The 12,336-nt window shown below is 29.9% G+C and carries 13 protein-coding genes; 2 read left to right on the forward strand and 11 right to left on the reverse strand.

The annotated features are described in order from the left end of the window. Nucleotides 1-39: 39 nt before the first annotated feature. From ACKJXD_RS02495 to ACKJXD_RS02545, 11 genes are all read right to left on the reverse strand, one after another. Entirely contained in the window at nt 40-648 is a 609-nt protein-coding gene (locus ACKJXD_RS02495; protein WP_430875425.1) for a hypothetical protein, read from the reverse strand. After that, complete coding sequence (locus tag ACKJXD_RS02500) at nt 645-1,964, reverse strand: hypothetical protein (RefSeq protein WP_430875426.1); 1,320 nt, start codon at nt 1,962-1,964, stop codon at nt 645-647. Before ACKJXD_RS02500 ends, ACKJXD_RS02495 begins: the two co-directional genes overlap by 4 nt. 109 nt (nt 1,965-2,073) lie before the next feature. Beyond that, nucleotides 2,074-3,105: a hypothetical protein gene (locus ACKJXD_RS02505; protein WP_430875427.1), complete on the reverse strand. Its 1,032-nt coding sequence runs from the start codon at nt 3,103-3,105 to the stop codon at nt 2,074-2,076. 12 nt (nt 3,106-3,117) lie between these two features. Continuing rightward, nucleotides 3,118-4,848 (reverse strand): hypothetical protein, encoded by a 1,731-nt coding sequence (locus ACKJXD_RS02510; RefSeq protein ID WP_430875428.1) that lies wholly within the window; start codon nt 4,846-4,848, stop codon nt 3,118-3,120. After that, nucleotides 4,835-5,644, reverse strand: a complete 810-nt coding sequence (locus ACKJXD_RS02515; protein ID WP_430875429.1) for a hypothetical protein — start codon at nt 5,642-5,644, stop codon at nt 4,835-4,837. Before ACKJXD_RS02515 ends, ACKJXD_RS02510 begins: the two co-directional genes overlap by 14 nt. Nucleotides 5,645-5,705: 61 nt before the next feature. Beyond that, nucleotides 5,706-6,701, reverse strand: a complete 996-nt coding sequence (locus tag ACKJXD_RS02520; RefSeq protein WP_430875430.1) for a hypothetical protein — start codon at nt 6,699-6,701, stop codon at nt 5,706-5,708. A 67-nt stretch (nt 6,702-6,768) separates the two neighbouring features. After that, nucleotides 6,769-8,148 (reverse strand): PAAR-like protein, encoded by a 1,380-nt coding sequence (locus ACKJXD_RS02525; RefSeq protein WP_430875431.1) that lies wholly within the window; start codon nt 8,146-8,148, stop codon nt 6,769-6,771. A 16-nt stretch (nt 8,149-8,164) separates the two neighbouring features. Next, nucleotides 8,165-8,398 (reverse strand): hypothetical protein, encoded by a 234-nt coding sequence (locus ACKJXD_RS02530; protein ID WP_220217235.1) that lies wholly within the window; start codon nt 8,396-8,398, stop codon nt 8,165-8,167. 16 nt (nt 8,399-8,414) lie between these two features. Beyond that, entirely contained in the window at nt 8,415-8,972 is a 558-nt protein-coding gene (locus ACKJXD_RS02535; RefSeq protein ID WP_430875432.1) for a hypothetical protein, read from the reverse strand. A 167-nt stretch (nt 8,973-9,139) separates the two neighbouring features. Next, nucleotides 9,140-10,132, reverse strand: a complete 993-nt coding sequence (locus ACKJXD_RS02540) for a hypothetical protein (protein WP_430875433.1) — start codon at nt 10,130-10,132, stop codon at nt 9,140-9,142. Nucleotides 10,133-10,614: 482 nt separating this feature from the next. Further along, nucleotides 10,615-11,337, reverse strand: a complete 723-nt coding sequence (locus ACKJXD_RS02545; protein WP_430875434.1) for a hypothetical protein — start codon at nt 11,335-11,337, stop codon at nt 10,615-10,617. Nucleotides 11,338-11,465: 128 nt separating this feature from the next. Between ACKJXD_RS02545 and ACKJXD_RS02550 the strand changes: the two genes are divergently transcribed. Next, nucleotides 11,466-11,672, forward strand: coding sequence for a hypothetical protein (locus ACKJXD_RS02550; protein WP_430875435.1), 207 nt, complete (start codon nt 11,466-11,468; stop codon nt 11,670-11,672). A 69-nt stretch (nt 11,673-11,741) separates the two neighbouring features. Next, on the forward strand, nt 11,742-12,302 hold the full coding sequence (locus tag ACKJXD_RS02555; protein WP_430875436.1) for a hypothetical protein: 561 nt from the start codon (nt 11,742-11,744) through the stop codon (nt 12,300-12,302). Nucleotides 12,303-12,336: the final 34 nt, after the last annotated feature.

A 12,336-nucleotide genomic window follows, 5' to 3' on the forward strand; every position in this document is an offset into this window, starting at 1 on the left:
ATAAAACCAGTATTTTTTCATTTTCATTTTCCTATTCTTTTAATGGATTAATTCAAAATTGCCATTTTTATTGATTTTAAATTTTAATAAATGTGATTCTATTTTAGGTACTGTGGTGTGTTTGATAATATTTCCTCTATCATCAATTAAAACCTCATTTTTAGAAAATTCTTGAATGAATATATTTCCATCTTTATCAATGGCGAAATCATTCCAGTAGGTGACTTCAAATGTGAATCTATTGTCTATTAATAAAGCATCAATCCTATTTCCTGCGTGATCATAACTGTTTAATTGAAAAAATAAACAGGGATATTCTGACTCAACCCATCCTTCATATATAATCCCTGTAATTCTCTGTAAACCATTTGAAACGTCTAAAACAGGGTAATAATTTTGAGATGTAGAATAATAATCATGAAAGTTCTTAGGTTTAATATTTTTTTCTAATTTGGTAAATTCTTTTTTTTCCAAAAATTGGGCATTTATTTTATAAGTACCCATATTTTCGTCATAAGAATAAAATTTCTTTAACCCATCAGATGTAAAAGGCAAAGTCTGTTGAACGTGGTATTTTTTTATACTACCACTTGAACAACCGATGACAATTAGCATAGAAAACAGAAAAAGAAAGATATTTTTTTTCATTTTTTAATCTCTTTAATATTTATCGAATAACTTTGTACATGTAAATGATGATTATGATTTTTGGTATCTTTAGTGATATGATTTAAATAATTTTTTTTACCATTTTTTTTATATGACCATCCTAACATAGACTTCCATCCAAATTTATATAAAGCATTGTTCCATAGATTTTGTCTTTCTACATCTAATAGCTCAGGTTCTTTATCAATATGTAAACTGGTTCCGCTTCCTTTCATTAGTTTTTTATCTGTTCTTAAATATTTAAAATCACCATTAAATCCATTAATATGACTAACACTGGGTTTTGATGAGCCGTCTTTGTGACTGAAACCATTACAACTAATATCTTCAAAATTTACTTCAAACATTGCTCCGAAAAAACTAGCTAAAGTTTTTTCATTTACATAAGATCTGGGACTATCGATATTAAATTTATATTTTAATCCATCCTTAGAATATTCTTTATTTACTATATTTAAATCAATAAGATTGATATATTCACCTTTTATACCATTATATTTTTGAGTTTTATTTATTAAATAAGCACCTAAATCATGCTCTATATTATTTTTATCGTGGTATATGTATTGGTATTTGTCTTTATGTTCCTTTGTAATAAATTTCGGTATGTGTTTTTCAATTTTACCATCTGAATAAATATGATATGTTATAATTTTTATTACAGATTTTAATATAAATTCTTCTTTTAAAAAATCATAATACCTTGCCCCCTTAACCGCATCGAATTCACCTGTAAGAATACCTTTAAAATTTACCTTAGTTGCGTTGGTATCTTTTATTTCTGTTCTTATGGTCAAATGAGTACTTTTATTTTCAAGACTATTTAATTTATCTACTAATTCCTGATACTTTTCATCATCTTTAGGACGAATTTCAATCTCTTGGATATACTCAATTTTCTCATCAATAGTAAATTGTAGTTCGGTTTTTTCAACTCCATTCACTAAAAAGGGAATAGATTTTTGTGGATATAAGTTTTGCTCATTACCTTTTTTTTCAATTTCACGAATGCTGATAACCAAAGATCCTTTAGGGGGCTTACCGTAACATTTAACTACAAGATAAATTTTGTCACCCAAACGGGCTTGATTTAATTTTAAATAGGTATATTCATTTGGTTTATTCGGAGCATTTACTTTTTTTGCAAAATAGGCATCCGTTACATTAATATCAAAATCAGATTGATGTAACAAATCATAAACAATTTGGTTAGGATTGGCTGAATAAGAATCCACTATTTCGGATTGATCGTTAGGGGATTTTATATTTTCTGTCGGAAGGCTTTCGTTTTCCATTATAGGATGTTTAAGTTGTTATGTTTATTTTTTTATTTATTGTTTACTTACCACCGTTCATATTTATGAGGGTGATAAGCATAATAATCGTTTGTTTACTACACAATCTTTAATTCAATTCATCAATTTCTTTATCCACAAATTTGCGTTCGACAAGCTCACCGTCTTTATAGGTTTCTGTGTACAAAAGTTTGCCTTTTTTAGCAGAAAATAGATCGATAGGACAACCTATTTTCCTTTGATAATCTAATTTATAAAACTTCCAAATTCCAATAGGTAACCCTTTATGGTAATTTGCTTCAAGATAAGTATAACGGTGAGAATAAGTATAATAACCGTTCGGTTTCTTCTCAATCCATAAACCTTCACGGGTATGATTTTCGACTAATCCTTGTTCTTCTTTATTTTGGAAAAATCCGTTTTGATCGTAATATCGAATAAATTTGCCTTCAGGCGAAATTTGGAATTTTTCATAACGGATAAAGTTAACGTCTTCAGAATCAAAAAAATTAAAGTATTTAATGTGAATAATTCCTTTTCTGTCAATATACAGGCGTTTCGTATCAAGATTGGCATAAATATAAGCATTTAGGGAATTTAAGAAGTTTCCTTGACTATCCATAACCACTAATTGTAATTTAGCGTAGGGTTTTACATTTGGTTTATCTGATGTAGGTATATCTTCACTAAAAAGCATTATTAGAGATTGGTTATTTGATAAATTAATTTTCCATAATGGATATAATGTTTCTTTATAGTTGTAATGTATACTTGATTGGTTTTTTATAAACGGGTAAGGAAAAAAATTATCATAATAGATATTAGCCATATTAGCATTAGTATAAGTATAAGTAATACTATCGGTAAGTTTTAAATCTCGTTTTTTATCTTTATAAACATCGTAAAACAAATTTGAATGATTATAAGCTAAATCTATAGGTGTTTTATACCATGTATTGCTTGGATAATCATACGATTTCCAATTTTCTGGAAATTGGACGTCAATTAACTCTTTAGTTCCGAAAGGTAAAGTAATTACGGGAATTGAATTCTTCTTTTTCGAATCTGAAAAATCCTGAGATTTTACGCCTTGACAAGAACATAGAAAAATAACTAAAAGTAAAAGGTAATTTTTTTTCATTACAATAATTCCTTATATAATTGAATGAACATAATCTCTAGTAAAATTAACATACTTTGCATCATAAACAGAAGAATGTAAATGATCGTCATGTCCATCCATCTGAATTGAGTGATTAATTTTTGGATACCAATTGCTTTTCCCTACACCATGTCTTAACAAACCATAGTTTCTCAAGCAATTAACAAATGCGTTTTGTTGTTTAAGATTTTCCAAATAAATGGTATCAACAGCAATTCCATCAACATGTTCAGCACTTGGATAACAAGATCCATCTTTATACGAAAAACCACCACTTTTAATATAAATGTTACTCATTGATTTAGTTTGATTTAACTGAGCTAAAGCGCCCAAAAATGCTGCGTAAAATGCCGGATTGGCGTATCGCCTTCTTGTATTTTTAAATGCAAAGGTAATAACAAAGCTACCGTCTGGACTTTCATAATTTAAAGCCCTAAAAGCTTCATTACCTATGCCCGGATCTTCAAGAATATCGGCAAAAACCAGTTCTACATTATTTTCTTGGTTTTTATACCATATTTCTTTTATAGACGAAAATCTACTTGGGGTAGCAAGTACACCATTCTCATATATTTCAAGAGTTTGGGCATCTATTTTTTCATTCGCATTTATATTTTCTGAATGATCAATGGTATCAATAAGATTTCCTTTATCTTCATCCTTTGGAATATTAATTGATTTTATTTTTGATTTTATAGTTATTTTATTGGACTCACACACAAAATGTTCGTTATCATTTTTATCATAATAAAAATAACAAACCTTAGAGTTAACGCTGTTATTTAGTTCACCTATCGGCTTTCTGGTATTGGGTAAGGTTCTTATCGATAAAAAATTAAATAAATTATTTTTGTGATAAATTTCTAGAAAATGTCTATTTACTACTCTAAATTGTTGCTTATCGGTTGATAAAAAAAGCCCCCCTTTGCTTCTCTCTTTGTTGTCGTTACCATACGCACATTTATCTTTTTCAAGTTGTACCGACACTTTTATCGTACCATTGGCATCTTTCAAACGGTTTGCCCAATTATCAAAAGCGGGACGGGTGCTTGGTCGCAGTTGCAGTTTTACAATGGCACGGTGAGAATGATCGGCTAAGTTGGTATAAGGACAACTACCGTTATTATTATGTAAGGCATTAGTATTACCTACCACAGCCGTGATATTTCGAGCTGACACATATTGACGCAATTCATTAAACTGCATGACTTCGAGTACTTCGGAGTTTCCCGTGAGTGCTTTGCTTTGTAATTGAACGTTGATGGATTCATTAACTGTTAAATTTCGGGTTTCAATTACTAAATAAACCGTTTTTCCTAAAATAGAATCATATGTTAGCAAATTATCTTCTCCGTCTCGTTGAGGATGTAGTGAATCTATGGGGTCAAATGACACTTGATTTTTTTGTACTTTTTTTTTCGCAAAATATACACTGTATATCCTTTTTAACCCATCGTTTGGTGGGTTAACTGGGTTAACACTAACTGTTTGCCCTGTTTTGATAATGCTAACATTTGTACTTCCACTTTGAGATTGACCTGTACTGGTACTTGTTTGGGTACTGGAAGAAGAACTTGCAGCTTGTGAACTGCTGCACGAGGTGAAAAAGAGGCAGAAAAATAGAGCTATAATTAAAGCAGCATGAAAACGGCTGGTTCCATATTTACGATCCAACTGTTTTTGTAATTGTACGGCATGTTTTAATTGTTTATATTTCCTCATGGCGTATAGTTTTAAGTTGATAGTTTATTTTTTTTTCATAGTGTTTTCCAAAGGTAAAATGAATGTCAAAGGAAGCGTCTTTTACCGTGCCTGATGAAGTAAGATTATAGTTTCCTTGATATTCTTCTAAGCAAGGAAGTGCCTTTTCAGATGAAATTTTAATACCTTTCAACGCAAAAAGTTTACGTAATCCGTCAAGGTCGGGCGTTTGGTGTAAACTACCGTTTATTTGGATATTGGTTGAATTTTTTTGCAACGTTTCATTAATATAAAAAATGGTATTGGGTATCAATTGTGTATTCCTAACGATAGGATCTTGTTCATGAGCAAGCGGTAAATATAAGGAAATAGCAGGGTAGTAATTAAGGGTGAGTAAAACCCGTTGTTTATCTGTATATAAATTTCTATATTCCAAAAAATCTGTATTGTCTGTGTATTTTTTAGATAGTTGATCTAAAATTAATTTTGCTTTCATTTGCACTTCGTTAAAGTTTGTAAGGTCGTGCAGAGTGCCTTGTGGTGAGATTATGATTTGCAAATCGGAAGTAATAAGATCTAATTTCTTATGTAATATCTTATCAGTTTCCGACATACGAGTACTCCAATATTGATTCTTAAACGTTTCCCAACGTACTTTAAAAAACTCTTGTATAGAATAACGGGTGCAGTATATGAGTGCGGTTTGTACCTCACGTTCTTCGATACCATTAATACGGGTCAACTCTTCTTGTTGAAAGTCGTAATATCTTTGTGTTGTGGTTGGAAACGATCCTAAAATTATTTTAGATTTCTGCATGTATTTGGATATATTTTTCGAATAAAAAGGTAAATACCTCTACTTATTACCATGAGGTTTTTTATTTTTCAAACTCACCGATTAAAATTCGTCCCCCTCGATCTTCAGGATCTGGTTTATCATGGAATGATGCATGAAAAATGATGAATTTATCTTTATAAAATCCAATTGGATAAGAGGCTGAAAAAAAGCCTGTAAACTTTTGTTCAAACCAAGTTTGTCCATAGTCATAAGAATATCGGAAAATAGGATAAAGGGATGAAATAAGTTTATAGTCGCATACAAAATTTTTATAGCGATAATATCGACTTCTATCCCCTTTTTTGAAAGTATATAAAAGCTCTTCTTTATTATTATAATAAGAACCTCCTTCTTCAGATGCATTGAATTTAGTAAAAAAATACTCACCATCCTTATAAGTCAGCACATCATAATCATTATGTAATTGCTGTATGACGGTTTTTGTATTATTTTTCGGATCGTAGCGAATGAGTTGTTTGGCATCAAGAATAAGTAATGTATCATCAGCAGTAACCCAAAAAGAATGGTTATTTAATTCGTAGGGTAAAGGATACTGTTCCTCTCGATTCAATAAATTAACCAATGTTAATACTTTATTATTGGAATAGACGGCATATTTTCCATTAAAATTATAATAGGAGATATCAGCTTCAGAATCATATTCATCTATTTTAACGATTTTTAAGCTGTTGTTATCTAAAAGATACATGGAATTTTTTTTACTGTTGTCGGCTAATACAGCTTGTGCCTCAAAAATTGAATAATCGTGGCTAGGGTACAACCATAATACATTTTGTTCGGGAAGCGTTAATTCTTGATAACTTTTGCCCCGATCTTTCGATACATGTATTACTGCTTGATACCCTCTTTGGATTGAATCAAAAGCGCGCAATCTTTTATTTCCGATTAAAACAATGGTGTTTTCATTAGGGGCTATAAAATCTTCAAAACGAAAAGCAGACATCGGATCTAAGACAGTTGCTTGGTCGGTTAATTGGTATAATTGATTAAAATCGTATTTGGCTATCCATTTCATATTTCCTTGTTTAACGGGGTTACAGCTTAATAAAGCGAAGCTTACTAAAATTGTAATTAATATTTTTTTATTCAAAGGTATCATCCTGTAAAATATATTTTTTATACAGTCTTTTTATCGTGGCACTTGTAATTGACAGATAATCTAAATTTTTAGCCATAATAAGAGCCTGTTTCCAAGTATTCCATCCGAACCACTCTTTCAAGTCGGGGGTTGACATTATTTTTATTAAATCATCTGCCGGTAATTTTCCCATTTCATCTGGATTATACGCATCGGGATGAGTGGCAAAAGCAAATTCTTGAAATCGATCATTATCTAATTCAATATCAGTATAATATTTCTCCATTTTTTTTGCACGAATTTTATTCAATTCTTTGATGCTACAATTACATAGTTCTATTTCTTTATCGGAAGGTTCAAATTTTTTGTTAAAATTATTTTCCCATTTATTTAAAGCTTCTGGTAATATCGTATCGTAATTAGCTCTATAAGATTTATTAATCAACCCTTGTTCCATATATTCTTGTAGCATTAATCTTGCATCTTTTAACCACCGTTGCCCTCTTAAGGTTAAAGTTGGCATTAAGACTTTAGAGAAGCGCACGCAATATTTATATCCGTAACTGGTAGCGGGAACAGGTTTATATGAAGTACCATTTTTCTTAACTTCTGAGATTACCATTTTGTCCATCTCTTCGGTTAAACTTTTTGTCAACCACTCTTTAGCAGTATTAATAAAATCATATTTACTGATTTCTCGCATTTCTCCAAAATAATAAACCGGAGGCATATGATTGCATAAACTGTGACGTCTCATAAAATCTTCATATCTAAATTTATAAAATTCACAATTTCCATAATTTCCGTTGTTGTAACTGATAATTACATTTCTATCACAGCCGATTACAGTTATTTTTTTCACCGTAGGAATGGGTTTTGCAACTGCCGTGTTCGGGGAAGGATTACAACTTATGTAGGATTCTTTAACTAAAACTCTTTGCTCCTGAATTACGGTTTTACCCAAATTTTGCCACGGCGATAAGTTGATTACACTTTGACAAGCGGGTTTTTTATCCCCCCATTTGGGATGATTACAAACGCCTGAAAATTTCAGATTAATCATATTATTTCCGTCGCCTTCTGTAGCACAAATGCGATCTTGTAATAATATTTCGTTAGAAGTAACCTTTAGTTTTCCTTCTGACTGTGCGTACGGACAATGTAAGGTTGCGCCATGTATTACCATTTCTCGCTTTTCTTCGGGCTGTCCTTCCTTTAGCAATCTTTCATTTTCTGCTCTTAATTTATTGGCAATTTCTTCTTTTCGGGCGGTTTCTGTTTTCGCTGTTTGTCTTTGCGTATTTTGGGTTAATTCTTGAGAATCTACCCAAAAACCTTGTTCAGATTCTTCGGCTAAAAAGTTAAATTTCTTTTCTTTGTCCATTTCATTTTTTTACTTATTAACCTTTACTTATTTTTACATCATCTCCACCTTGTAAGACAGATAGCGTAGTACCTCTCATCAGTAAACTGCCTTTTAATGTTTGTATATTTGCATTTCCTGATTCTTGATAATAATAATTTCCAATCATTTCAGCTTTATTGCTAGATATGCTGTTGCTCAAATTTTCAGAATAATAAGAAGAATTATGGTTTACTCTTTCAGTTTTATCATTTTGAACTGAAACATTCATGTTTTCACTTTTAATATTATTTATTTTTGATGTTGAAACATTTAGGATCATCAATTGAATTTATGATTAAATTAATTTCATTTCCTTTCTTTCTTGACATACTATATTTACAGATTTGAATAGTATTTCCTGATTGGATTTGTTCCATGGATATTAATTCTAATAAGTTGTTTTTATCCTTTTCAAAGATGAATTTATCAACCGTTAAATGTCTAGTTTCTTGTATAATTTCTAAGGTATATTCTTTTTTACTTACTTTTGTCAAAGTAAATGTTAAATCATTTCTATCACCATAATTACTAATTAATAATTTATAGTTTTCTTTAAATTTTATATTTCCTTGTTCTATTTGAATTATAAAATGATCATACGGTTGATCCGATACTAAATTTTTATGGAGTTCCCCTGCATTATCAAATTGAATATGAAAAATATTATTTTTAATAATATTAGCTTCGCTCTCATCTTGAATTTTTTGTTTACTATAAACATTTTTAACTTGTCCTTGACAAGGAAAAATTAATATAATTATTAGAATAAAAAAGATTCCTTTATTTTTTATTAATACACTCATTATATTTCATTATACCTTTTAATATTTCTGTAAACTTCTTTCTTCTTCTAAACCATTGGGAACTTTTACATTTCATTAATTGCTCATGATACCAATAAAATTTGCATGATTAATAGATAAATTAAATCAAAAATAATTATATTATACTAAGCGTGTTTAACATCGTCCTATTTTTCAAAATCACCGATTAATAACCTTCCTCCTCGATCTTCAGGATCTGGTTTATCATGGAATGATGCACGTAAAATGATAAACTTATCTTTATAAAATCCGACAGGTCTAGAGGCAGTAAACATGCCTTTTAACTCATACTTATACCAAGTTTGTCCATAGTCATATGAATATCGGATCGACGGGTTAATAGATGATAAAAGTTTATAGTCGCATACAAAATTTTTATATCGGTAAAAGTTATGATTTTTTGAATCAAGTGTATATAACTCTTTTTCCTCTTCATTATAAAAAGTTGCAGACGTTTTTAACAGGTTAGCTTTACCCAAAATAAAAGTGTCATCTTGATATAGTAAGACATCATAGTTATTTTTGAAACTTTTGATGATTTGCTGGTTTTGGGTTTTAGGGTCATAACTAATGATCTGATTTTTTTGTAAAGTTAGAATGTTACCCTGTGCGGTTAAATAAAATGGCTGATTGTTTAAATCGTCTGGCAAGGGGTATTCTTCTTCTCGATTCAATAAATTAATCAGTTTTAAATTGCCTCGATTGGAATATATGACATATTTACCGTTGAATTTTTTATAATCGATATCATCGGCAGATAAATACTCATCTATTTTAACCACTTTTAGACTCTTATGATCTAAAAGATATTGGGAAATTTTTTTACTGTTATCGGGTAATCTACTTTGAGTTTTTACTAATGAAAAATCATTGCTGGTATCAATCCATTTCATCTCTTGTTCGGGTAGTAATAATTCTTGATAACTTTTGCCCCGATCTTTCGATATAAGTATTACCGCTTGATACCCCCTTTGGATTGAATCGAAAGAGCGAAGACTTTTATTTCCGATTAAAATAATGGTGTTTTCGTTAAGTGCTTTAAAATCCTCAAAACGAAAAGCAGACATAGGGTCTAAGACAGTTGCTTGGTCGGTTAATTGGTATAATTGATTAAAATCGTATTTGGCTATCCATTTCATATTTCCTTGTTTGTCGGGGTTACAGCTGAATAAAAAAAGGCTTAATAGGGTAGTGATAATGAATTTATTATTTAGTGATATCATCATAAAAAATACTCTAGTTACATATCCTTTGTTATCGGACTGTTGTTATTAAATTTCAAAAAAACTACCGCCATTAATAAGGATTAGTTTTGAATGATTATTCTTTTTAATTTACTCATTTATATCGGCTTGCTTACCACCGTTTATATTAATAAAGGTGATAAGTAAAATAACCAGTATATTTAATATACTATCGTTACTTCAATTCATCAATTTCTTTATCCACAAATTTGCGTTTGACAAGCTCACCGTCTCTATAGGTTTCTGTGTACAAAAGTTTGCCTTTTTTGCGTACATAGATATTAGAGAATAGATAAATGATATATTATATGCGGTTTGTATTTTATCTCTATTTTGTTATTTAATTAAACTAATACAATCCGCATAATCACTCATTTTTATTCAGGAACAAAATCACTAATATTATTAAAGACGATATGATAACCATCACCCATGTTTAACGTTATTTTTTTATAGGTAAATTCAACAAACAGGCTTTGTAATGAGTGAAAATCACGCTCTTTTTTAGATAAAAATTGTGTTGCATATTCAATATATTCAGGGCAACAATCCTTATATTTTTCTGGGTTATCGATTATTTCATTCTGATAGAACTGTTTTTGAACCAAATAAGACTCTTTCCTGATCTGATCAAAATATCTTTCTTGGCAAATGGCTTCTATCTGTTGTGTAGTTTTAATCGCTGTTGATAAAATAAATTTACCTTTATTGTTATGCAACTGTATATGTTCTTTAAAAGAAAATGGTAAAAATACATTTCCCCTATCAATATCATCAATTAAGTTTTGAGAAACCGCATATTCTATTTCACCAGTTAATAGGAAATCTTGATCCTTGTTATCTATAAATTCTATTTGGAGATCATCTATACCCAGATACAGCTTTTTAATGATAAAAAGAGTCTTACCTTTTTGTACCAGTGAAAAGTCTTCAGGGTTTAATCCTTTTAATGCTAATTTTTTACTGCCTAACTGAATTGAAACAGGATCATGGTCTAACGCAATGACTTTGCTAGAGTTTATGCTTGTTTTTTCCTCTTTATGCGCATAAGTACAAGAAGTCAAAAAGCTAATGAGTAAAAGTATAGCTATCGTTTTCATTATTTTCCTAATTAAATAGTAGTATGTATAAAATCTATATTAAATCCCAAATGTTCATGACCATAATGATTTTGAACACCTGAGTTTACACCAGAAAACTCTGTCAAATTTGTCGGAAAGCCACAGATTTGGCAAAAGTAACGGAGGGAACTGTAAAAAATTATATTAATGATGCTGCAAAATATGCCAAATCAAAGCTAAATGGAGCAGAACTTTTAGAAAAAATTTATCTTCAAGTTGATAATATGAAGGGGGTTTCCAAAGAGGTATTAGACTATGCTAAAAATAAAAAAGTTACTATAATAGATAACTTTTCTAAATTACCGGGATTATAAAATTTATAAAAATTAAACAATATGTATACATTAAAATTCTTAGAATACAATGACCTTATGAAAGAGGTTATGTCTGAAGAAGGCACTTTAGACAATATATTAACCCTTAGTCTTGAGAATAAACCCACAGCAGAAGACAAAAAACATCTCAATAATGCTGAGGATTGGGCTAAATATGCTTTTGATAATGATAAAGAATACTATGTTACTTTTTTTAAAGATGGTGAACCTATAGCATGCGTAAATAATTATTTTAGAAAGATAAGTGTAACTTTTTTAACTTATAATAATGGAGAACTATTTGTCTATCTTTATATGATTTATAATAAAGAAAAGGGGTCGTATAATAAAGACGTTGATGGAAAGATATTTTTACGCCAGTTTGAGTTATATGATGAAAATGCAGATAAAAGAATAACCAACAAAGTTCTTTTTAGAGATAATGGCATTATGAATGTTGAGACCATTACAGAAACAAAAAGGCCGGAATTTAGTATGAATTATGAAGAAAAAGAGACAAAAGTAAACTTATCCCATAACTGGATAAGAAAACCTCAGAATTACAAAGATTATGAATATTTATTAGATCATCAGAATATTTTAAAGCCCGAATATTTAGATTTACCATAATATACATTTTTCATTTTTTTATATTTAATTATTC

It is taken from the genome of Gilliamella sp. G0441 (genome assembly GCF_050589305.1).
GTDB lineage: Bacteria > Pseudomonadota > Gammaproteobacteria > Enterobacterales > Orbaceae > Gilliamella.